Below are 25119 nucleotides of genomic sequence, written 5' to 3' on the forward strand. Positions count from 1 at the left end.
TGTTATAAAACTCTTTCTATTTTTACAACAGTTAACAAAAAGATAGGGGGAAATTACATAATGAAAGAGAAAAGTAGATTAAAATGGCTTTTCGTTATGGTATTTGCGTTGTCTTTCGTCCTTGCAGCATGTGCTGGCGGATCTGATTCTGGCGACAAAGACAAAACAGATGGCGATAACGGAGAAGCAACAGAAAGCACTGTGGAGGGCGGCGATTTAGTCCTTGCTGTTCTATCAGATGCATCCTCATTAGACCCAGCTGGTTCTAACGATGTACCTTCATCAGTTGTACAGGCAAATATTTATGAGACACTTGTTAACCGTGACGATGAGAATAATATCGTTGAAGGATTGGCAGTTGAGTGGGAAACAATTGATGAAACAACATATGAATTCAAACTTCGCGAAGGGGTTAAATTCCATGATGGAGAACCTTTCAATGCTGAAGCAGTAAAGGCAAACTTAGAGCGTATCCTTGATAAAGAAGTTGCTTCACCACGTTACTTCCTATTCGAAATGATTGAGAGCGTTGAAGTAGTAGATGAGTATACAGTACGTATTACGACTGAATACCCGTTTGCACCGTTATACGCACACCTTTCACACAATGGTGGCGGAATGGTCAGCCCTAAATCTATTGAAGCAGACTATGCTGCAATGGAAGAAGGAAAAGACCCAGGTACTATTATTTCTGAAAATCCAGTGGGAACTGGTTACTTTAAATTTGAAAGTTGGAACCCTGGTAATGAAATTAAACTAGTTAGAAACGATGACTATTGGGGCGACAAAGTCCACATTGATACTGTAACATTTAAAGTTATTCCTGAAAGTACAACACGTAATGCTGACCTTGAGCGTGGATTCGTACACGTGACAGATCCAGTGCAACCAATTGAAGTTGATGAAATTAATGCAGGAGATTATGCAAAGGTTTTACAAAAACCATCTTCAAGTTTATCTTACATCGGATTTAATGCTGAAAAAGAACCTTTCAACGATCCGAAAGTACGTCAAGCAATCTCAATGATGGTTAACAAAGAGGAAATCATTAAAGGTGTTTACGAAGGCATTGGAATTCCGGCTGTCGGACCTTTAGCGCCAAGCGTGTTCGGCTACAACGAAGATGTAAAACCACTTGATTACAATGTAGAAGAAGCAAAGAAGTTAATGGAAGAAGCAGGCTATGCTGATGGCTTTTCAACAACAATTTGGACGAATGACAGCCCGCAACGTATTGACATGGCAATCATTCTTCAAAACAGCCTAAAAGAGCTTAATATCGATGCAAAAGTTGAGCAAATGGAATTCGGAACGTACTTAGACAAAACTGCTCAAGGTGAACATGATATGTTTGTCCTTGGCTGGTCTAACCCTACAGGAGATGCAGACTACGGAATGTACGCACTATTCCATTCATCTCAAAAAGGAAATCCAGGAAACCGTACATTCTACGAAAACCCAGAAGTAGACAAGCTACTTGATGAAGGTCGTCGTGAATCTGACCCTGAAAAACGTATTGAAATTTACAATAAAATTCAAGAACACCTAATTGAAGATGCTCCAATGGTTTACATCCATCACCAGGAGTACCTAGTAGGGGTTAGCAACAAAATCACAGGATTCGACATTGACGAATCAGGTATCTACCAACTACAAAACGTAAAATTTGTAGAATAAGAATTGAAATGCTGAAACCGCCGGCTAAAGGCGCTCAGTTAGATCCAACAAGTATAATAAAACCCGACTACGTGGCTAAAACACCACACAGTCGGGTTATTTTTTGACTTGAGAGATGGGACGCTAAAATTGACTATAAAAAATCACCTAACCGTTTAAGGAACAGCTAGGTGATTGATTTACTATGAGGTCTTTTTATTCTTCTTTCCCCTACGAAAGATTGTAAATAGTAAAGCAAAAAACGATACGTAGACAAGAATTGAAACGATTAAATACGGGGTATTATACCCTTTGTCTTCATCAGCTATATAAATTTCCGCTAATTCTCTTTCCAACACGACACGGTACTTCCCGTCTTTTGACTGTCGAACCATATCAGCTTCGATTAAGCCACGTAACCTTTTATTTTCCCCAATTTTTTCTTCGTCAATTTCTATGTTAGCAACTTCAGAGGTATTATTTATGACAATTAGCCAAGTTTCTTTGTCTGATGTTCTTGTAAATACTGTAAAACCACTTTCATTATGTAGCATTTCGAATTCGCCATTTCTAAGCGTCTCTGACTGATTGCGTAATTTATTTAAATCAGCGATATGATCATACAACTCCATATCTGTTTTAAAATTCACGATAGGATGCGTTTCCGGTGCCTCTTTACCAGTTATCGCGATTTCACTTTCATAAGGCATCATCGGTACACCTGGTAACGTAAACAAAGCCGTTGCTGCAATCTTCCATCTTGTAGGCGGAAACATTCGCAGTTGTGTCATTTCATATGTAAATCGTGGACCAATTAACTCATCCAGTTGGATTAGATCAGTTGGATTTTTATCTTCAAATAAATTTAATTGCGCAGAATCTGGGTCAACTTGTGCATACGCTTGTTTTAACGCATTCATTTTTTCAATGTTTGGTGCCAGATCAAACTGTGCGGTTGAAGGCTCATTTGATAACATATAAAGTCCTGGTTTGATTGCTTTCGCCTCAGTAATGATTTCATTTAAATACGATTCGTCAAAGTCGCTAATATGCGTTAATCGAATCCCTGCTACATCGTACTTTTTAACGAATGAAAGAATCGCTTCTTTTAAGGTTTCTTTCACTTTATCATCTGTTGCGACCCAATTAGCAGTCCCTTCCCCTGTTGGGATAGATGCAAGTGTACCGTCTTGTATCCAGACATGCGCATCACTTATGCCATTCATAGGAAAATCAACAATAGTGCCAATGTTTTTCTCATGCAAGACTTTAATCATGTCGATAAATTCTTCTTCAGTACCAAAATGAGGTTCGAATTCCTCGTAATTCAGCACTTGATTGCCGTCATATGTAGCTGTTTTAAAAACCGGCCCGATTGAAGCGAGTGTGAATCCCATATTCACTATATAATCGACCTTTTCACTAATGCCAGCGAAGTCTCCCCCACTAAATGCATCCATGTCCTTTACGTCTACTTCTTCATCATTATGTAAATTCCCATCATAAAATCGATCGACTAGTACATCGTAAATGCTTTCATCTTGTAGTGATCGGTGATTATCTGCTAACGCAGATGTAGGATGTCCGATAGAAAACACTAATAGAATCGACATCAAAATAGTTAGCCATCTAGTTCTTTCCACAAAAAAGCCTCCTCAAAGAGCTATTCTTCCGTCATTTTACCAAATAGGCCAAGATGCCGCCATGTATTGCGCGACAATAATGGAATACATTCATGAATTTGGGGCAATTGTGTGACTAGATTCAAAGGGGTACATTCACTTAGATACTACCTCTACATTTATTCTTACAAAAAAACTACCTATTCAAACTTTGCGAATAGGTAGTTTCTCATTTTCATAATCCTTTATGTTACTGTTTTTTTAACAGTTAGGTAAACTGGTTGGACAATATGTATAATCAAGCGATTAACACATCCAAAAACCTCACTTACCTTTACGCTAAGAAATTAAGGCCAACTGGTAAATTAAAGCCTAAGTATAACGTGACAAATAAAACGATAGCGAAAATCATCCATAATTTCGATACATTTCTTCCTTTATTTGCACGCACGATAATCATTTCCATCAAAACAATGACAATTAATCCAACCAAAAACTTCACGCCGTACAATGCACTGTCAAGACTTGAATAGCGCATAAATAAGAAGAAACCTGATAATAAAATAAGCACATAAAATAACCGAGCAATCATATGCGTAATTTTACGACCTTTAGATCCTTTTGCCATTACAGCTGTGATGACAAATAAAGCAACGCCCACGATCCATGAAAATAAATGTAAATGCGTTGTATTCGATAATACGTCCAAAACATTCACCTCATCAAGTATTTAATCCTACATAAGTGTATCATAAATATGGTAATTAACGTAAGATTTTACACTTTGACAAAGCGGTTAGAAAGTGTTCCAATTCCTTCTATCGAAATTTTCACCGTGTCGCCTTCCTTCAAAAAGGCTGGCGGATTCATCCCTTTACCGACTCCCGCTGGCGTTCCAGTTAATATGACATCCCCTGGTTCTAATGTGACAAAGCGGGAAACTTCCGCAAGAATATCTTCTATTTTATAAATCATCAAATCTGTTTGGCTACTTTGACGAACTTCATCATTTACCTTTGTCACAATCGCTAAATCATTTGGATTCGGAATTTCATCTTTGGTAACTAGATAAGGCCCCATCGGACAAGATTCATCTAGACTTTTACCTAGGAAAAATTGACCGTGTGCCGTTTGAATATCACGTGCTGTTATATCATTTGCTATTGTATAGCCAAAAATGTGGTCATATGCTAATTGAGTTGGAATATTTCTTCCTTCTTTACCTATGACGACAGCCAATTCTCCTTCATAATCGAGATTTTCTGTCACATCATTATGGATTGGCAAGTCTTGTTCATCTGCTGCAATCGTCGTTGGCGATTTTGTAAAAATCATCAATTTCTCCGGCGGTGCCTCGTCTCCCATTTCAGTTGCATGGTCCAAGTAGTTCTTTCCAACACAAAGAATGTTTTTCGGCGTGCGCGGAATCGGTGACAGCCATTCAATCTCTGTAAAAGCATATTTATATTGGACATTATCTTCTTGTTCTGCTCGTTCAACCATTTTGCGGATTTTCTCTACAAAATCTAAACCAGAAGCAATGCCTTCCACGATTGTTTTTGGAAATTGAGTTTGCTCATATTGATCGGCGAGGGCCAACACATCCCATACCGCATCTTCTCTTTTTACTTTTGGTCCAAACAGCGTTTCCCCATTGTATTTGAACGACAATAACTTCATTTTCTGTTCCAACTCCCTTATCTAGTATTCTCTCTACTCTTTCTAATACGACAAGCAATGACCAAAATCCTTTTATTTTGACGAATTCTTTCCATACGTTCCAAATCGCCATAGCGCTTCTACAGGGCCCATGCGGAATTTTGACAGCCAAAGCTTCGCAAAAATCAGTTGAATGACAAATACACCAATCGCAATGAACGTACCTGTCAATACGCTAATTTTTCCATATAAGCCCAGACCATAGGAATAAAATATAAACGTTGCAATGACTGACTGGGAAAGATACGTCGTTAAGGACATCCTCCCTGCTATTCCGACAGGTCTACTAATCTTCCGAAATCCAGGTACATTACAAAGCAATAATAATATCGCCAAATAGCCAGCCGCCAACAAAACACCGCCAAATGTATCTTGTAATTGAACTAAATCATAGGTCGGTTGTCCGGTATGCGGGAGTGCTTTTATCCAGACACCTATTACAGTTGCAAGGATTGCCACGATGATAAGCCTGCCTTTTATTTCATGTGCACGTTCTATGATTTTCCACTTAGACATCGCAGCACCGAACATAATAATTGGTAGAACGATAAAGAATCCAAGGAATGTGCTACCAAGTCCATAAAAAAGCCATTCAATCGCACGAAATGAAAAGATTTCCCCCAATGAACCATTCGCAAAAACTTCTATAGACCTTTCAATTTTCTCAGTATCTGCAAACCCTTCAACAAAAGTATCCGGATTTGTTTTCACAATGAATTTTGTAATGAGATATAGAATTCCAGCTGGTATTGTATAGAGTACAATCGCAAAAGGCGTTAACCACTTTGCTGGGATTCGAACAAAAATGATGAGTAAGAATCCCATCGTTGCATAGGAAAATAGCACATCTCCTGACCAAATGACTAGTGCATGGACAAGGCCAAATACTAATAATAGCCCAAGCCGCTTTGACATCATACGAGTAAATGGTTGATTTCTAGCAATGGCTTTCTCATATTGCATATTCAATCCATAACCGAAAAGAAAGGCAAATATTGGATAAAAACTTCCTTGCACCAAAATATCTACCCATCGAAAAGCCACAGCATCATTCCCTGCGTTAAAATAAGTATACGGGTCTAGATAGAGATAAGGCGTATGAAACATTAACATATTCGCGATAAAAATCCCTAGTAAAGCAAACCCTCTCGTAATATCAATGGCTTCTATCCGGTTATCTGGCGTTGTCGGCTTAAGATTCACTTATTCTCGTCCCCCTGAATTGGTATCACTCTACCCCCATCAAATAGATAAAGACCCATCTCTTTAATCGTTATCCCTAAGATTGATTCAATCGCACGCTTATATAAATTGAGTTGAATCCCATAACGATGTTGCATTTCATTAATAATTGCTTCTTCGGATTTGAAGAGTCCATGAACACGGTCTGTTTTATAATCGAGCAACACCCAACCATCTTCTTCTCGGAATAAACAGTCTGCGATTCCTTGCAAGATTTGGTGATCACCGTCACTATCATACGCATACGTAAACGGCAATTCGCGATATATTTTAGAAGCATTCATAAGTCTTGCAGCAATATCTGTCTCATAAAACTGTACAACCGCTTCCCTATCGGCTGCTGCCCCTTCTTCATTTGTTAACAATTGCTTTTGTACCAATGTTTCGACTAGCTCCTCTACCTCTTCTAGCGTTTGCGACTTATCAAGGCTCACTTGTTGCATCATCGTATGCATCGCTGTTCCGATTTCCGCTGGAGATAGCGTACGAGACTGCATAAATGCTGGTCGGTTATGCAAATATGCTGTGCTCACTTCACTTGCCGCTTCTAATCGTGCTGTGTCGTCTTGTTGTTGCTCTAAAATCGCTAATCTTTTCAGTTCACTGACTGTTTGTTTGGAACGCTTTAACGTGGAAGTCATATATGGATATTCCCACTCAAAACGGCGCTTTACTTCTTTTAACTCATCACCGACTGTTTGAGGAGTCGCCTGTTCCATTGACTCTTCTATTTGTAGTAAATCATCATTATTTTCATCAGCCGCAATATCGGCAACTTCCATAACCTGGGACGATATCATGTCAATTTGCCACTCCGACGAATCCGTCATAAATCGTCCACCTGGCAATAAATCAAATTTTTCAAAAGCCGGATGTCTCGCAATCGCTGGCCCAATCCAATCTAAATAACGATTTGCCCGAGAACGTGTATATTCGGGAAGCATCAGCATTGGGTCCGTTAATTGGGCGTCTTGCCATTTTCCCATTTCTTTTTCAATATCTTTCACGGAGGCAATTAACGATAAATACTCTTTTGCTCTCGTCATCGCAACATATAAAATACGCATCTCTTCTGCTCGCATTTCGAGTTCTTTCTTTTCCTTAATTGCCAAAAACGGAAGGGATGTATACGTAATTCGATTATCTGGATCCACAGCTTTTACTGCCAACCCAAAATGCTGGTCGAATAAATACGCTTCTCTTAAATCCATTTTATTAAATTGGCGACCGATACCAGCAATAAAGACGTACGGAAACTCTAATCCTTTCGATGAATGAATTGTCATTAACCGTACAACGTCCTCCTGTTCAGTAAGCGCACGCGCTTCGCCAAAATCATCCCCACGTTTTTTCATTCGATCGATAAAACGAAGAAAACGAAATAACCCTCGGAATGATGTTTTCTCATAGTCAATTGCACGGTCATGCAGTGCTCGAAGATTCGCTTGTCGCTGTCTTCCATTCGGCATTGCGCCGACCATTTCATAATAATACGTATCTGTATACACTTGCCAAATTAGATCAGACAGGGAACCACGCCGTGCTAAATTTCGCCAATCATTAAATTGTGTGAAAAAGCGTTGTAACTTTTCCTGTGTTGCCGGTTCAATCCCAGAACCACCCGTTGCGACAAACCGTTTTAACGCTTCAAAAAACTGTTCGTTTGGCGCTGCTAACCGCACTTTGGCCAGTTCATTTTCCGTCAACCCAATAAATGGTGAACGAAGTACAGAGGCTAACGGAATATCTTGGTATGGATTATCAATGACACGTAAAGTATTTAACATAATCATCACTTCAAGTGCATCAAAATAGCCCTTCGATAACTCCGCGTAGATTGGGATCCCAGCAAGCTTAAACTCTTCTACAATCTCACTCGACCACGTCATCGAACGCATTAATATTACTATGTCGCGATATTCAAGCGGTCTTCGTTCATTCGAAAATGCATCCGTTACTTCGGCGCCAGACTCCATTAACTTCTTAATTTCTTGAATGATCATTCGGGCTTCTACTTGTGAACTTTTTAAACTTTGCCCCGTTAATTCTGCTTCGAATTCACTTTGTTCATCTTCCATGTCTTCGTAAAGTACCTTCAAGTGAACTGGCATTTCTTTTTCCGGATACTGGGCGCCATATTTAAGTGCAGCCGCATCGTCGTATTCAATTCCGCCAACACGCATCCCCATCACTTGTGAAAATATATAGTTCGTCGCATCAAGTACTTCTTTCCGACTTCTAAAGTTCGCATTTAAATCTATTTTAAGGCCCGCATCACTTACTTCATTCGTAAAGCGGCTATATTTCTCCAAAAAGAGATTGGGTTCTGCTAATCGAAAACCGTAAATGGATTGTTTAACATCCCCAACCATAAATAAGTTTCCATCCGCTTCCCCGCCACTTTTTACGAGACCAATAATTGTTTCTTGTAATGTATTCGTATCCTGATATTCATCGACTAATACTTCAGCAAATTTTTGACGGTACCCTAATGCAATTTCTGACGGCAATAATTGTCCTTCTTGCTCAACCGATAAAATGCGTAACGCATAATGTTCTAAATCTGAAAAATCGACAATGCCGCGTTCTATTTTCAATTGTTCATACCGCTTGCCAAATTCAATGACAAGCGAGACTAACTTATGCATCGACGGCGCCATCAATGTAATTTCATCTAGTAACCTATGTGGTGAACGTAAAAAATAAGCTTCCTTTACATCTGTTACAATTTTTTTCACATCGTCACGAATTGACCTTGCACGTGCTGCTAATGCTTCATCACAAGAACCTTTTCGAATCGCGCCCGCACGTACCCATTTTAATGTACCAAAAAATTCATAGGTTTCTTCCCACGTGCCCGTTCTAATTCGGCGAATCGCTTCATCAATCCACTGTAAATCGGCTTCTGCAGTTTTGATTAACGGCTCCGGGCCATCCGGCATCTCAGAAATGCGCCTCATTTCGCCGATAAGTGCGGCGGCTTCTTCTAGCGAATAACGAATCGTCTTTTTCAGCGGATCGATAAAAGATAAATCATCAACAGCATGAATCCCCTCAATTTCATATTGAGCAGGTACGCGATACAACCACTCTTCTGGCTGTGGATGGACACGAGAATAGTCATATAATCGACTCATTAATGTCTCGATTAATTGATCATCACGATCGGTCGTAAAACTATCTGCCAACCGGTACATCGCTTCCGGTTCTACCGCGCTGTATGCTTGTTCCAACACATCACTTAACGCATCGTCGCGCAGTAAAGCAGCTTCTGAACTATCTGCCACTCTGAAACCCGGATCGATATCTAGTAAATAAGCATATTGACGTACAACATTTTGACAAAATGAATGAAGCGTAGAAATTTGCGCTTTGTTTAACAAGTTTAACTGTCTTCTTAAATGGACCGCTTCAGGATTTTTTGCAATCTCTTCTTCTAACGCTTCCCCCATGCGCTGCCTCATCTCCGCAGCTGCCGCATTCGTAAACGTAACGACGAGTAATTGGTCCACGTCAATCGGATTTTCTTCATCGATTACTTTCTCGATCATCCGTGTAATGAGTACTTTTGTTTTCCCCGACCCTGCCGCAGCGGAGACGAGAATATCTTGCCCTTTTGCCCATATTGCCTTCCATTGATCATCTGTAAACGTAACATTTTCTGGCTTAATCGGTATGTTCATCGGCCGCCACCTCCTCACGCATTTTTTCTAACGACGTTTCAGCATCGAGTAGCTCATATTGTCGATATGTCTGGTTCGGATCAGTCGGATCGAACTGACAAACCGAACGATAGGCACAAAATTGACAAGGCATACGATCTTTTAATTTATATGGATACACACGTGTATCGCCAAGTAACATTGCGTTTCCAGCTTTTTGATGTCTCGATTTCACATACGTGCGCATTATTTGTAAATCCTCAGGCGCCAAGACTTTCGATCGTTTCGTAAATGAACCATCTTTTCGAAAAGCAGCAGGCACAATCGCGGACGAATTTCCTATATTGATGTCCATCCCTTCGACAACTTCTGGATGTTCCAATAAATACCCACGCATTTTATAAGACTTGGCAATTTCCGCCTCTAACAGTTCACGCGACAATTCTTCTCCCGGTCGAATCATCGGATTATGGACGTGCATATATAAAATCCCGGCCGGGTCTGCATCGAACCCTAGTAGTTCATCTGCATATTCCAGTGCAACGTCTAAATAGGTCAACATTTGTAAGGATAGTCCATAATATACTTCAGCAAGTTCTAGATCCCTTGCCGACGATTTATAATCCACCACACGTAAATAATTTCTACCTTTAATTTCAGTCGTATCGATGCGATCAATTCGGCCACGTAACTTCATTGATTGCCCGCTTCGAAGTGGGATTTCCAGTGATGGTAATTGTTCACCTGGTCCAAACCCGGCTTCAATGGCGACTGGTTTAAATACCGTCGATTTTGATTGTGTACTTAATGAATAAATCGTACGTTGAATAATTTGAACGAGCTTCCGCTTAATGTACATATACCGACTTGTTGACAATAAAATACGATTGAAGAAATACGGGGTGATTTCCTCGACTGCCTGTCTGGCTACTTGCCAACATTCTTCTTTCGTTAAAGAATCCCATGATTTCCCAAGACGCATAATTTCATCAGACACCCATTTCAAGGCCGCGTGAAATAAATCGCCAATCGCCGGGGCTTCTAACGTATATTCGGACCGTTCTTCGAGCTTCAGCCCAAACGAAGCATAATGTTGAAACGGACAACTATAATAAGATTCAATACGTGAAACGCTTGTCACAAATGACTCTCCGTATAAACCAGCTGTCATTTCTGGTTGTAATCGGTCTGTTTGGTTGCCTTTAATCATTGGGCGACTAATTCGACCGAGTACTGGTTTCCATAACATATCTTGCCTATAGTAAGCGAGTACTGCTTGCCACTCTTTCGTAATCTCTATATGACGTGCTGCTTCTTTTAGCTTAATGGCAGCGAAAGGTAATGTTGCACGCGGATGACTAATATATTGGAAATTGTCTCCATCCGCTGATACGTCAAATGGATCCAATGTTGCCTGTATGACCGTGCAATTCGTCAATATTTGTTCGATTCTTGCAATATATAACGACGGTATGAGTGCTTTACCTTCCTCGTCAGCAATCGGATAAGACACATATAATTTTTCACGTGCTGAAGTAAATGCACGGTAAGCCATATAGGATTCATCCATCAATTTCATTTTCGACGTCGGTGCTAATTCGAAACCAATTCCGGCAAACCATTCGCGGTCCGCATCTGATAAGATTCCTTCATTATCCACCCTTTGAGGCAGGACGCCTTCATTCACACCTAACACAAACACTGCATCTGTATTCATTAAATTAGAGAGTTCAATCGTTGAAACGGTCACTTGATCAAGCGACGGTGGAATACGCGTAAATTCTAACGAATCAAATCCCTCATCTAATATCTTAGTCGCTTCAGTAAGTCGCATTTCCTTATCACCGAACATGAGCACAAACTGGTCTAATACTTGAATCCATTCATTCCATGCCTGTTCGTGTTCTGTTGCACCTAAGAGTCGGCCAGCGCGTTCTTCTTCTGCTCGTAAATCGATAATTTTATCATAGACACGAAGTTCTTCCACTAGAGCAAACAACGCTTCCGCAACTGCTTGACCATGTTTCGCATGTCGCAGTCGTTTCTCAAACTTTTCGAGTGGCGTCCGAATGACATCACGAATGAGATGTATTTCTTTTTCTAAAGCTAACTCTTTATCGGTCTGAACGTCAGTATGTAATTCAAGCCCGCGATATCGTTTCACACGCCAACGTTTTTCATCAAACCACCTTGACCCCATGATTCCATGCGCTAACACATAGTTTTCAAGTCGATCCGCTCGTTCTCTCCAAAGTTCTACATTTTCACCATGCGGGAAAAATAAATCTGTTTTCACAGCTCGAAAAATCGATTCGAATGACCAACCCGAAGTCATTGCTTCCAATACCGAACGAGAAAATTCGATTAACGGATGATGCAACATCGGCTTTTTCCGGCTAATAAATACGGGGATATCATAGTGTGGAAAAATCGTTTCTAATAAAACATCATACTTTTCCGGTTCACGATACAAGATCGCGATATTTTTATATCGTTTGCCTTCCATCGTTAATTGACGGATCGTTCTCGCTACTGCATGGATTTCAGCACGTGGATCTGATGCTTCAATAATTGAAACATCTCCCTCTGCCTCCATTCCAATTGCCGGGTATTGTTCAAATGTAGCTTCTAAATGTAAAAGGTCCTTTGTTTTAAATCGCTTTGCCTCTGTAAAATGAACGGTTTCCTCTTCTTCTACTGATTCTGCTCGTGCTAAGCTTCGAATTTGTTCATACGTTCGAACTGAATTGAAAAACAAATCATGATCCGCGTGCCCCAACAAATCCGCTTCCATTGGCAAGACAACCGTAACCCGACCGCCGTATTTCATAAGTTCCGTAATAATCTCATATTCACGTGTCGTGAAATTTTCAAAACCGTCAATATATATATGCGCCCCTTTAACGATGTCCGCATGTTTAATTTGAGAAGCAAGCAATGCTAAATGCCCTTCACTATCCACATAAGAAGTACCAAGTTTTTCTTCGATTTTAGTAAGCAATAACGATAAATCACTTGCTTTATCCAGCAAGATTTGCGGTGAACCTGCCGATTGTAATTCATTGACTAGCTCGTTCATCGTCTCAAAATCGAGACAATACCGACTAAATTCTTTCATCAAGTCGCCTATTTGTTCCGTAAACCCTCTTTTACTAGCAGCTTGCTTAAAAACTTTAAATTCATTTTGATTTTCTTCTAACACACTTCGGACAAGCATCCGGTAGCCAAATCCATCGACCTCTTTACGCGTAATGCCCCCGGTTTCTTGTAAGATTCGCCACGCAAGTCGTTTAAACGTCACAACTTGAGCACGAATAATGCCAGCCAAACCATAGTTTACTGATAAACTATGTTCCATAGAAAAAGACATTTGATCAGGCACAATAACAAAAACAGGTGTGCCTAAAGGATCTTGCTTCAGCATTTCCGCAATTTCAGATTGAATAAACTGCGTCTTCCCTGAACCCGACCTACCTGTAATCAAACGTAACGACATGAGAATACCCCCTTTTGTAAAAATTATTTAAGTCTATTTTATAATAGAAAATATAGCGTTAAATTACACATGATGTTGATTCCAACTATAAACGTAAAATAGATTTTCTCATATTAACTCCAAACTAACCTGGACAGTGAACTTCCTTCAGTATACCAATCTTTCGAACCCGTTAACAAACAGAACAAAAGGCTGTCATGAAGGTTGTTTTTACCAACTCTCTATGACAGCCCTATATTTTTACAGTAATTTATTCATGATGATTTTCTTTTTTTTGATCCGCAATATCTCTAAATTCAGCTTCTACTTTCTTTGCCAGGCGATGTTCCAATCGCTTCCCTATGAGCCAAAGTAAAAAGATGATAATAATGACAATTGCTGTTCGAATCGGTTGTGTTAACAATGCTTTTAAATCCGACCCGATAAAACTGACTGTAAATATCATAACAAATTTCCCAGCCAATAAAGTTAAAAAGTAATGTTTTTTCTTAATATCCGATAATCCCGCAACTAAATTCACGAGTGCAGAAGGTGTAAATGGAAAACAAATAAATAAAAACAAAGGGCCAAAGCCATTCCGCTCCACCCATTCAATCAACTTTTGAACGCGAGCTCTTTTCGTTAAAAAGCGAAACACTCGGGCTTTTCCGTATTTCCGAATGAGCAAAAAGACTGCATAAGAACCGACTGATGTTCCAACCCACGATAATAGAAATCCATACCACAATCCATACGCACTAGCATTTGCAAAGACGAAAACAAATAATGGTAAAAAAGGAAGAAATGATTCAATAAATGGGAAGAATAAGCCGATAAAAGGACCCAATGCCCGATAATGTTCGGATAGTTCAATTACTTTATCAACATCTAACCACTCATTCATCCCTTTTCCCTCCAAAAATTTTAATCTATATGGCAAGTATACCCAATTCATACACTTTTCCGCTATTTTTTTAATTATTTCACGAAACTTTAAGAAAGTATAGTATAATCAAATCAATTATATAGGAAAGTTGTGACAATATGGAGAATAAAGATTTTTATGCTGGCTTAAAAGCTGGGCTGAGTATCGCAATTGGGTATTTCCCTGTTGCACTCACATTTGGTCTACTTGCGAAAACAGCGGGACTCTCAATTATTGAAGCGACTGCAATGAGCATGTTTGTATATGCAGGTGCCTCACAATACATAGCACTTAGTTTAATCGCCGCATCTGTACATCCTTTATTAATTGTGATGAACACATTTATCGTCAATATTCGGCACTTTCTTATGACGGCATCTTTAAGTGAAAAAATGGTCCCGGAAAAACGATGGGTGAAAGCCGTTTATTCTTTTGGCATCACAGACGAAACATTTTCAGTCCTTGCGACGAGTAAGAAAGAAAAGATTTCGACGGCTTATGCATTTGGTGTCGCACTGATCGCCTACGGGAGTTGGGTAATCTTCACCACTGTTGGACATATTATCGGCGCAAATTTACCACTTTTCTTACAAGCCGCCATGTCTATTGCGCTCTATGCCATGTTTGTTGGACTTCTCGTTCCTTCAATGAAAGGAAATCGGAAAGTGATCATGCTTGCAGGACTAGCCGCGACAATTCAATGTTTCTTTTATTTCACAGAACTCTTATCTACTGGCTGGGCAATCCTCGTTTCGACACTTGTCGCGTCGATTGCCATTGAAATGGTCTATGTCAATCACGAGAAGAGAGCGAAATCAACCTATGTCGGGGAGGAGGGTGTTTAATGGGTGCAATTTATTGGTGGATGCTATTTGGAATGGCGCTTGCCACTTATATTCCCAGAATGATCCCCCTCACATTTTTGGAGGGGAAAGAATTACCTCCAATTGTTTCTGGCGTACTACGAAATATTCCATATGCTGTACTTGGTGCACTTATATTTCCAGCAATTTTATTCGTCCAAGAAGGCAATTTATTATTTGGTATCATTGGTTTAGCTGTTTCATTCTTAATCGCATTTTTGGGCGGCAGCGTCATGTCAGTCGTCCTTGGTACAATTGGCGTACTTGCCATTTATAGTTTATTTACATGAAACAGACCGCTTCTTGAGCACTGTACTTTCCATTGTAGAATCCTCTACAATTGACAAGCAGTTCCCAAAAGCGGTCTGTTTATTTAGGATAGAAAATGGACTAGTTTATTCCATTTTCTTCTTCCATATGTTCACGCGTTTGTTCAACCATTCGTTTCGCATACCAAAACCCTATTGTTAAAGATAATGCATCCGCTGCGTAAAGTACCCAATTATGTGTATACCCCGCATAAACAGATGCCGCAATGAGACTTAGCGTTAATACTAATCCAACGATATGATGAAAGGTGACGCGTGTGAAAAATACGACGAGAAGTGCAGGCGCAAAGATTGCCAATAGTAATTTAGTTATAAATAAATCTATCAATTAACCCTTCTCCTCATTCATCCATTATTTACTGAACGACTAATATTCCGAGTCGATGATGATCATGTCGATAGACTACTTGTTGCATAAGCCTCACTTCTCCATCCCTATCTACAACTTGTAATCGACAATGCGCCGCATTTACTTGAATCGCATCGTAAAGTTCTTTTTCATTATGGACAGCTTGGCCATTTACCGACTGAATACGTTCCCCTGCCAGGAGTCCCATTTTCTCGCCGGGTGAATTGGGAATCACACCAGCAATCACGACACCTTTTGACTGAGGCGCTAAAACATATCCCCCTCTTCGCTCTTGAATGGATACAACAACGGATACAATCACTCTTCCTGCAAAGCCTGATAACAATGCAGCCCAACCTAATACAGGCATCCAAATCGCTGCGATTCCAGCTGCAATTACGACGACACCAATAAAAGCAATCGCTCGTCCAATTTGAGGAAATAAATCCTTAGGAAAGTTAGCACGTGCAATTTGAGAAAATCCAATCACAAGCGGTACCGGTACGAATGTAAAAGCACTTTCTCCAACTGGAAACTGCGGCCAATATGGAAGATATGTGCCAATCATCTCGCCAGGCACGAGAAATAAAACAGGAAGCAACCAAAGCTTCTTCGCTTTAAACACACCAGCTTGAAGTCCTCGCTTTGTTTGTATTAAATGAGATGAACTGTCCCTATCCCCATACTTATAAATAAGCAATCCTTCAGCAACAAGCAACATCCCTGTAATCACAGGAATCGTAATCGTCAATTCTCCAAAGAAGTCAATCGCTCCCACTTCCCAACCGCGGAATACGAAATCCTCGGCGAAATAGTTTGTCGCATATAAACTAAAAAATGCGATCGTAGCTAAATAAACAGGGGAAGTTAATTTATAATTAAAAGTTAGGAGTACAAGGATTGACAATGTACAAAAAACGACTAACCAACCGGCATCTACCACAAGTCCAATTCCTGAAATCAGAATGGAAAGGACAATGGCATGAAGCCAAGACTCAGAGATAATACGGCGCAATTCAGTAAAACCTGGCAACATGCGTACTCTGAAACTACGTCTCTCTCTTTTCACCCGAAAGTATCCTAGCAATATCGCGACAATTAACGCGACAATCAAAAGTGGATTCAGTAAAAATAGTGAAACTGATAATAATACTTCACTGAATACTTCTTTCCCCATTACCCATCACCGTCCTATACCTAAAAACACAAGTTTACTCTATTGTAACAAATAATAGCATCACTTGACGAGTGGAGACCTAGTTTACTTAATTCATTTACTTCAAATCTTGTAATCTCAAGAAAAAAAAGCCTTTCGATTAGCCAAATCACTTTGTATGGCTTGTGCGAAAGACTTTTTCAAATAATACCTTAGATTACTTCTCTTTTAATTCATGCATCAAATAATCAAGTGCCATTTGCAATTGCTTATCATTTTCCTTATCCGCCCGAAAAACTTCCACTTCTTCTTTCAACGCCATATAAAATTCCCGGTTCATTTTTCCGTTCACTTCTAATTCCTTATCTTTTTTAAATGCCAATACTGCACTTACAGTTTCTTTATCAAAATAACCATCTGCTTTCTTAACTTTATACCCTAACCCTGCTAGTAAACGTTGTGCGTAGGCAATATCATCGTGATAATCGCCTTCTTTATAATCAACTGCGACTAAACGAATATGCTCATTATATAATCCATCTTGTTTCACTTCCAAATGGACAGGAATTCCTTTTCCATGAATCCACTTTTCTTTTGGCGTTAGCCATTTATGCGTAGAAAGTTTAACTTCTCCACCATTAGATAAATCAAATGTGTCTTGAACGGTTCCTTTTCCGAAACTTTCCGTCCCGATAATCATAGACCTTTTAGAATCTCTTAGCGCACCACTTAACACTTCGCTTGCTGAGGCACTTCCTTTATCTTGCAGTAAAACGACAGGTATTTTTTTGAGTTTATCACTGTACTGAATTTCCTCAGAATTCTCTGCCAACAATGGCGTTAATGCACCTCTTGGATCTTCCATATAAGCAAACACTGTGTCTTCTTCCAATAAACTACTTACAATTTGTGACACACTGTGTAAATACCCACCTGGATTACCACGCACATCAATAATCAACGCTTCTGCTCTACCACCTAACACAGCGTCTGTCGCTACCTTCCATTCGCCTGCCGTTTCCTCTCCAAACGTTGTAATCGATATGTAACCGACTTTGCGTTTTTTCTCCTCAAGCACTTCATTGGAAACGGTCGCTACAGGAATCGCATCGCGTACAATAGAAACTTCTAGATGTTTGTTCATCTCAGGCCTATAAATTGTCATATTCAAAGTCGTTCCTTGTTTTCCACGAATTTTCTTGACAACTTCTTGTAAAGAACTGCCTGCTATGTTTTCCCCGTCAATCCGAATGATTTCATCATAGGGACGTAAACCTGCTTTGTCTGCCGGTGATGACTTTAACGGTGCAACGATAAGAAATTTACCATTGGCCCTTGTAATTTCCGCACCAATACCGATTCGCTCGCTTGCTAGCGATTCACGATGAGCAGCAGCCTCTTCCTCGGATAAATAGGTACTATAAGGGTCTTCAATCACATCTGCCATTCCTCTAAGTGCCCCTTCAATTAACGCTCTTCCTTCTACTGGATGAATTCCTTCATTTTGAATAATCGTATACGCTTCATCAATCACTTCAAAAGTATCTGGCGGAATAACTTCTACCTCTTCCTTCTGTCCTTGCGTATTTTTTAATAGAAAAAAGGAACTTCCAGCAATGACAATGACAAATAAAATGACTAACAAAAACCGGCTTTTCCGCATCTTAACCCTCCTCCGTTCACTATATGAACTGCAAGAAGAGAATACGACACGATAAGCCGGAAACTCTTAATCTAACTGATCCACTAAGTTTTGCATTGTTTTTTCATCCATTGGACCAATCATTCTATTTGCGATTGTTCCATCTGTTCCAATCATATAGGTTGTTGGGATGGTCATCACACGATAGGCATCAATGACTTCCCCACTCTCATCCAATGGAATCGGAAATGTAAGTCCATACTCCTCGACAAACTGTTCAATTCCTTCGATTCCTCTTCTCTCCTGGGTTGTCATATTAACCGCCACAATTTCTACATTCGCTTCATCTTTATACTTTTCATAGTAATTTTGCATATGTGGCATTTCAGCTTTACATGGTCCACACCAAGATGCCCAAAAATTCAATATGACTTTTTTTCCTTTTAATTCGGATAATGTTAGGATTTCCCCAGTTAACGTTGTTAGCTCAAAATCTGGAGGTGTATCTCCTTGTTCTAACCCTTCTGCTATATCCTGTGAAAGATCATCTCTACCATCTAAACTTTTTCTATGTTCCTCTACTTCTTCAAATGACTCGAGCGGTTTATTCTCATTCATATTCGATTTAACCATCAGTACAACCATCGTTCCAACTAATAAAATTGCTACAATTAAACCGATACTATTTTTCTTCAATGGCTAACCCCCTCAACTTTTATAGGTTTTACATAAAACTTCAACATTACACTTAAAAATATCCCCGTGTAGACAGTAGCTATCACAGGTGTTTGGAATAGCCCTCCTGGTTGAAGGACACCTACGAATAGATGAACACTGATAAACAAGAATATGATTTGGTTAAGCAAATCTTTAAACCTATCCATGAAAAACAAAATAAACAGTACAAATGCCCCAATGATACTCACCGTTAACAGCCACGTGAATATCGGTCCATCATTTAAAACAGCCATAAGAATTTGATAGCTTGATTGAATAAGGATACTTCCAAATAACAAGCCCATTATAGTCTCTCGCTTTAATTGTCCTTTTTTCATTTCTACAACTACCGTGATACTGGCTGCAAGTAATCCAAGAAAAACGCCAATTTTCCCACCGTTAAAATAAAGAATCGATAATGGAAACTGGATGACCGTTTTCCAATCGGTTACAATGACTGACAACTTCCATACAATAACAAAATTAAAAATCGCGTCCGCCAATAACAAGGAAGGTTGTTTGCCATATTTTAATCTTACAGCGCCATATGCAATAAAAAAGGCCAGTACAGTGGCAATCCATGTAGAAGGGACAGACATATTCCCAATTAGGAAATACTTTGTAACAATCATCTCATAAAGCACCTCCAAGTTTGGGCTCAATATGTATTGTAATGAATTCGATGAGCGGCTTCTAGATTTCTGCTTGTATCTATATATGACAGATACATTTTTTAAGCTTTCTTGGAAACACTAAAAACGGAAGGGATTGAACTACTCATTTTTCGTCAAATATAAAAGCCCGCCATAAGGCGAGCTTTTATATTTATTAGAATGGCACGATGCCCACTGGGTTTATTGAGTTAGTTGGGCTATGTCGATAAGTTCCTTTATGCAATTCAAAATGTAAATGTGGTCCTGTTGATGCACCTGTACTACCCATCTTTCCAATTAATTGGCCTTTATTTACAGCTTGTCCAACACTGACATTCATACTAGACAAATGTGCATATACTGTCGTATAAGTTTGCCCATTAATATGATGAGTAATCATAATGTGATTCCCATAAGAAGGATGCGAAGCTGCACGGAAAACGACTCCGTCCGCTGCTGCTACAATATTTGTTCCAACACTATTAGCAATGTCTACCCCTTGGTGTAACCTTTTCGTTTTATGAATCGGATGTATTCGGTAACCATAAGGAGATGTGAATCGACCCTGTGCTGGTTTTGTCCAAGTCCCTGCTGATATCGCTGGGGCAGATGTCGCCGCTGATGATGATGATGATGACGAGCTTGCAGATTTAGAACTGGAACTACTTTGGTTTGCTTTAGCTTTAGCAGCTTCTTGACGTTTCTTTTCCTCTGCTGCCTTTCTTGCGGCTTCTAGTTGACGTTTTTGTTCCGCTTCAATTTCTAATTCTAGTTCTTTACTTAGCTCAATAATTTCTTCATACTCTGATTCTAAATCCACTTTTTCTGCATTTAACTTATCTTGCTCTTTCTCCAGCTCGGCAGCCAATCTATCTTGTTCTGCTTTTTGAGACTGAAGGGATGCTTTCAACTCTTCTAGTTCACTTTTATTAGACTGTAATTCTTCAAGCTTTTGTTCAACAAGCTTTTTCTCTTCTTCTAATTGTTTCTGATCCTCAGCTTGTTCTTTCATAATTGTGCGATCAGCATCCATTAATGTAGCAACAGTAGAGACACGGTCAATAAAATCTGTGAAGCTATTCGCGCCAAGTAATACGTCCAAATAGTTTACAGAACCACCATTCACTTGCATCGCACGGACACGTTCGCGCAATACTTCATCACGCTCTTCTATTTTCTTTTCTAAATCCTCAATAGAAGCTTTTAACGCTTCAATTTCTTCAGTAGTTTGTGTAATTTCATTTTCAAGTTTTGTAATTTTTTCATTTGTTTCTTTTACTTCTGCATCTAATTTTGCAATTTTCGCTAGAATTGATTCGATTTTTGATTGGTTCGTATTAATTTCACTTTTTTTCGTTTGAATATCTTGATTAATCGAATTCTTTTTTAACTCAATGGCATTTTTTTCATCTTTCATCTCTTTCAATGAATCCGCTAAAACTTGTGGATTTCCTATCCCTGAAGACAGCACAAGAATCGCTATCAGGATAGATAGCATCCATTTTTGCATTCTCAATGTAGATTTTCCCCTCTCAGCTATCTCTTTTTATCTATTAGACTTTCAAAAACTTTCTGACTGACATAAAACTACCCCAAACACCGATAAAAATCCCGGTGAAAAGAAGTAACCCGTTTAATTGATAGATAAACGGTGTTTTAGAAAGCGGTTGGAATAATTCACCTTCTAATTTTGGTTGGATATAATCATAAAGGTTAAAGTAGGCGACAGTAAGTAGAATCATCGGTAACAAAGCCCCGAGTATTCCGAGCCATATCCCTTCTAATACAAACGGGATACGAACAAAATTATTTGTTGCGCCTACAAGTTTCATTATCTCAATTTCATTTCTACGTGCTACGATTGTCACGCGAATTGTGTTGGAAATTAAGAACATCGCCGTAAACAATAAAGCAACAATCAGTACAATACCAATATTTCGGCCTGTATTTAAGATGTTAAATAGTTTTTCAACTTTACCTTCACCATAAATCACTTCAAATGCGTACTCATATGTACCAATCTCTTTTGCAACTTTTACAGTTTCTTGCGGGTCTATCGCTCTAACATAAAAAACATGTCGAAGCGGGTTACTTTGTTTATATAAACCCAGTTCTTCACCGTAACCTTTAATCATGATTTCAAGTTCTTCTTCGTTGGAAGAAAACCTAATATCGGTGAGACTTGGATTTGCTTTCAATTTTTCTTCAAGTTTTGCGATTGCTTCCTCATCTGCCGCTAAATCGACAATGATTTTGATTTCGACATCTTCTTCTAAGTTATTCGCAATTTTATTTAAATTCATCATTAAAACAAGGAATACACCAACTAGTAGTAATGTAACGGTTACAGCACTAATCGATGCAAATGTCATCCATCGATTACGACCAACACTTTTAAAACTTTCCCGTAAATGTCTTTTAATTGTTCTACCTTTCATAGCCGTAATCACCTCCAATTTCATCTCTGGTGATTATACCGCCTTCAATTGCAACAACCCGATGTCTCATCGTATTGACAATTTCTTTATTATGGGTTGCCATAATTATGGTCGTTCCACGGGCATTAATTTTCTCTAGTACGTCCATGATTTCCCAAGACGTCTCTGGATCTAAGTTTCCGGTCGGTTCATCAGCAATTACAATTTCCGGCTGGTTGACAATAGACCTAGCAATGGAAACCCGTTGTTGTTCTCCACCTGATAACTCGTTTGGAAACATTCTTGCTTTTTGGGTTAGCCCAACAAGTGCTAAAACCTCGTTCACTTTTTTTCGAATATTTGTAGGTGATTCTTCAATCACTTCTAGTGCAAACGCAATATTTTCATAGACATTCAACATGGGCAACAGTTTAAAGTCTTGAAAGACCACGCCCATACGACGTCGTAATTGAGGAATTTGCTTTTGTTTTAACGTTGCAATATTTATATCACTAAAAAGAATTTCACCACTTGTTGGCGTTTCTTCTCTATACATCATTTTAATGAATGTTGATTTTCCAGCTCCACTTGGCCCAACTACATAAACGAATTCGCCTCGACCAATTTCGATATTAATTCCGTTTGAGGCAACGACACCATTCGCGTATTTTTTATATACATTTTTCATTTTTATCAAAATAAAACCACCTGAATCTATTTTTTGCCTCTATTTTTATAGCATATCGAGTATAACATGTTTTCTTGTCAAAAATTATTACAGTTATATTTCATTTATATCAAACTTCGTTGTATTATTTGACGGAATTTGTATACTTTGTATGGTTTTCCATTACTTTACTAAAACTAATTTTCTCTCGATTTTAAGGATGGAAAAAATTCCACATATTTCACGTTAATTCTCACAAAAAAACCGTTAACAGAAAAATGTCTGTTAACGGTTTTGTTCTAAGTATTATTTCTTTTCTGCTAGCCAAGCTGCAACTGCTTCAGCTTCTGCGCCTTTAGCAATTCCACCTGGCATACCGCCTTGACCATTTAGAATAATGTCAAGAATTTCTTCTTCACTATAATTTGCTCCAGCTTTATCGATTGCTGGTGCACTCGCGCCTGTTAGGTCGCCACCATGACATGAGATACATTTTTGTTGTACGACCGCTTCTGCATCAACTGCTGCAGTTTCGCCACCTGACGTTCCTGTATCCGTCTCGTTGCTCGTGTCATTTCCTCCGCCACACGCCCCGAGAACAAGTGTTGCTCCGAAAATAGCTGCTAATAACTTTTTCTTCACACTGTTCCCTCCTTCAATGAAATGTTTTAGGAATACATAGTTCCTTATAGATTAGTATACCAATAATGCATTTAATTGAACCTTTCTACGCATCGTTCAACTTTACGTAAAGCGCCGAAAATACGATACCTATAGCTTTTACAGTAATTGTTAAATCTTTTCGAACGTTTTTTATTAACTGTATTCTGTCGGACGATAGAAAATATGATTGTCATAATTGATATATACACCTTTTAATCCATTTCAAAACATGTTAATTGATTTGCGAACGTAAATAAGCATTGATGAACATATCCAATTCGCCATCCATCACAGCACCAACATTCCCTGTTTCTGCGTCCGTTCTATGGTCTTTTACCATTGAATACGGGTGGAATACGTAGGAACGAATTTGACTTCCCCACCCAATTTCTTTTTGTTCCCCACGAATTTCTCTCAAACGTGCCTCTTCTTCTTCAACTTTCAACTGATATAACTTCGATTTCAATAGATTCATCGCACGCTCACGGTTTTTAATCTGAGAACGCTCAGTTTGACACGTTACAACAGTTCCTGTCGGCTCATGGGTAATTCGAACAGCTGAATCTGTTACGTTAACGTGCTGACCACCTGCACCACTTGAACGATATGTGTCAATTTTTAGATCTTCTGTACGGATTTCAATATCGATATCGCCATCAAATTCAGGCATGACTTCACACGATACGAAAGATGTGTGACGACGACCTGATGAATCGAACGGTGAAATACGTACCAGTCGATGGACACCTTTTTCTGCCTTCAAATAACCGAATGCATTATGTCCTTTAATTGATAATGTAACTGATTTGACGCCAGCCTCATCGCCCGCTTGATAATCGATTGTTTCAACTGAAAACTTATGTTGTTCCGCCCAACGCGTGTACATACGAAGGAGCATGGACGCCCAATCTTGTGACTCTGTACCGCCTGCCCCAGAATGTAGTTCGAGTACGGCATTATGTTTGTCGAACTCCCCACTGAGCAATAAATGAAGTTCGAAGTCTTCTAACTTTTGCATAAACGCTTTAAGCTCTGCAGCAAGTTCTTCTTGTAACTCCTCATCAGATTCTTCACGTAATAACTCGAGTGTCATTTCAAGGTTTTCTTGCGTATCCGTTAATTCCGTAAAATCTCCAACAACATCTTTCAAGGAATTAGACTCGTTAATCACTTTCTGTGCCGCTTCTTGATCATCCCAAAACCCTGGTTCGGTCATGACCTCATCTAACTCTTGGATGCGCGCCTCTTTATTTTCTAAGTCAAAGAGACCCCCTAAAGTCCACTAATTTCTTAGCTGTAGTGTCAAGCTCGTTCCGTACATCTGATAATTCCATCATAAAAATTCCTCCCAAAATCGATTGC

Annotated in this window: 20 protein-coding genes; 3 read left to right on the plus strand and 17 right to left on the minus strand. The window is 39.3% G+C overall.

Going from position 1 to position 25119, the window contains the following annotated elements:
- Positions 1–60: 60 nt before the first annotated feature.
- The gene (locus AB1H92_RS10995; RefSeq protein ID WP_115360256.1) at positions 61–1677 is read left to right on the plus strand and encodes a glutathione ABC transporter substrate-binding protein; all 1617 of its coding nucleotides are present in this window, start codon (positions 61–63) and stop codon (positions 1675–1677) included.
- A gap of 182 nt (positions 1678–1859) precedes the next feature.
- Here the strand turns inward: AB1H92_RS10995 and AB1H92_RS11000 are convergent, their stop codons facing one another.
- The 7 genes from AB1H92_RS11000 to AB1H92_RS11030 form a co-directional block, all read right to left on the minus strand.
- A complete protein-coding gene (locus AB1H92_RS11000; protein WP_115360255.1) occupies positions 1860–3299 on the minus strand; it encodes an alpha-amylase family glycosyl hydrolase in 1440 nt (479 codons plus the stop codon).
- A gap of 313 nt (positions 3300–3612) precedes the next feature.
- Positions 3613–3996 carry a YisL family protein gene (locus AB1H92_RS11005; protein ID WP_311157217.1) on the minus strand — a complete coding sequence of 128 codons (384 nt, stop codon included), beginning with the start codon at positions 3994–3996 and terminating at the stop codon, positions 3613–3615.
- A 59-nt stretch (positions 3997–4055) separates the two neighbouring features.
- Complete coding sequence (locus AB1H92_RS11010) at positions 4056–4958, minus strand: fumarylacetoacetate hydrolase family protein (RefSeq protein ID WP_115360253.1); 903 nt, start codon at positions 4956–4958, stop codon at positions 4056–4058.
- Positions 4959–5030: 72 nt separating this feature from the next.
- Complete coding sequence (locus tag AB1H92_RS11015; protein ID WP_115360252.1) at positions 5031–6200, minus strand: DUF418 domain-containing protein; 1170 nt, start codon at positions 6198–6200, stop codon at positions 5031–5033.
- Positions 6197–9922, minus strand: coding sequence for a helicase-exonuclease AddAB subunit AddA (gene addA, locus AB1H92_RS11020; RefSeq protein ID WP_115360251.1), 3726 nt, complete (start codon positions 9920–9922; stop codon positions 6197–6199). Before addA ends, AB1H92_RS11015 begins: the two co-directional genes overlap by 4 nt.
- On the minus strand, positions 9906–13397 hold the full coding sequence (gene addB, locus AB1H92_RS11025) for a helicase-exonuclease AddAB subunit AddB (protein WP_115360250.1): 3492 nt from the start codon (positions 13395–13397) through the stop codon (positions 9906–9908). Before addB ends, addA begins: the two co-directional genes overlap by 17 nt.
- Before the next feature lie 250 nt (positions 13398–13647).
- On the minus strand, positions 13648–14280 hold the full coding sequence (locus tag AB1H92_RS11030; protein ID WP_115360249.1) for a TVP38/TMEM64 family protein: 633 nt from the start codon (positions 14278–14280) through the stop codon (positions 13648–13650).
- Between the two features lie 140 nt (positions 14281–14420).
- On the opposite strand from AB1H92_RS11030, the gene AB1H92_RS11035 reads away from it, so the two are divergent.
- Together AB1H92_RS11035 and AB1H92_RS11040 are read left to right on the plus strand one after the other, a co-directional pair.
- Positions 14421–15146, plus strand: coding sequence for an AzlC family ABC transporter permease (locus tag AB1H92_RS11035; protein ID WP_115360248.1), 726 nt, complete (start codon positions 14421–14423; stop codon positions 15144–15146).
- A complete protein-coding gene (locus AB1H92_RS11040; protein ID WP_115360247.1) occupies positions 15146–15454 on the plus strand; it encodes an AzlD domain-containing protein in 309 nt (102 codons plus the stop codon). The genes AB1H92_RS11035 and AB1H92_RS11040 overlap by 1 nt, the downstream gene beginning before the upstream one ends.
- A 100-nt stretch (positions 15455–15554) precedes the next feature.
- Here AB1H92_RS11040 and AB1H92_RS11045 read toward each other — a convergent pair whose 3' ends face one another.
- The 10 genes from AB1H92_RS11045 to prfB all read right to left on the minus strand — a co-directional run bounded on the left by AB1H92_RS11045 (position 15555) and on the right by prfB (position 25091).
- Positions 15555–15818, minus strand: a complete 264-nt coding sequence (locus AB1H92_RS11045) for a CsbA family protein (protein WP_115364037.1) — start codon at positions 15816–15818, stop codon at positions 15555–15557.
- A gap of 31 nt (positions 15819–15849) precedes the next feature.
- The gene (locus AB1H92_RS11050; protein ID WP_115360246.1) at positions 15850–17019 is read right to left on the minus strand and encodes a PDZ domain-containing protein; all 1170 of its coding nucleotides are present in this window, start codon (positions 17017–17019) and stop codon (positions 15850–15852) included.
- A gap of 196 nt (positions 17020–17215) precedes the next feature.
- Positions 17216–18661, minus strand: coding sequence for a S41 family peptidase (locus AB1H92_RS11055; RefSeq protein WP_115360245.1), 1446 nt, complete (start codon positions 18659–18661; stop codon positions 17216–17218).
- Between the two features lie 66 nt (positions 18662–18727).
- A complete protein-coding gene (locus tag AB1H92_RS11060; RefSeq protein ID WP_243835604.1) occupies positions 18728–19336 on the minus strand; it encodes a peroxiredoxin in 609 nt (202 codons plus the stop codon).
- Positions 19333–19989 (minus strand): hypothetical protein, encoded by a 657-nt coding sequence (locus AB1H92_RS11065; protein WP_115360244.1) that lies wholly within the window; start codon positions 19987–19989, stop codon positions 19333–19335. Before AB1H92_RS11065 ends, AB1H92_RS11060 begins: the two co-directional genes overlap by 4 nt.
- A gap of 196 nt (positions 19990–20185) precedes the next feature.
- A complete protein-coding gene (locus tag AB1H92_RS11070) occupies positions 20186–21520 on the minus strand; it encodes a murein hydrolase activator EnvC (protein WP_115364035.1) in 1335 nt (444 codons plus the stop codon).
- A 43-nt stretch (positions 21521–21563) separates the two neighbouring features.
- Positions 21564–22448, minus strand: coding sequence for a permease-like cell division protein FtsX (gene ftsX, locus AB1H92_RS11075; protein ID WP_115360243.1), 885 nt, complete (start codon positions 22446–22448; stop codon positions 21564–21566).
- Entirely contained in the window at positions 22438–23124 is a 687-nt protein-coding gene (gene ftsE / locus AB1H92_RS11080; RefSeq protein WP_115360242.1) for a cell division ATP-binding protein FtsE, read from the minus strand. Before ftsE ends, ftsX begins: the two co-directional genes overlap by 11 nt.
- A gap of 276 nt (positions 23125–23400) precedes the next feature.
- Entirely contained in the window at positions 23401–23736 is a 336-nt protein-coding gene (gene cccB, locus AB1H92_RS11085; protein WP_115360241.1) for a cytochrome c551, read from the minus strand.
- 253 nt (positions 23737–23989) lie between these two features.
- A protein-coding gene (gene prfB / locus AB1H92_RS11090; RefSeq protein WP_115364034.1) for a peptide chain release factor 2 occupies positions 23990–25091 on the minus strand; the annotation gives its coding sequence in 2 pieces (ribosomal slippage) (positions 23990–25018 and positions 25020–25091; 1101 coding nt in all).
- Positions 25092–25119: the final 28 nt, after the last annotated feature.

Origin of the sequence: Sporosarcina pasteurii, assembly GCF_041295575.1 — a bacterium.
Classification (GTDB): domain Bacteria; phylum Bacillota; class Bacilli; order Bacillales_A; family Planococcaceae; genus Sporosarcina; species Sporosarcina pasteurii.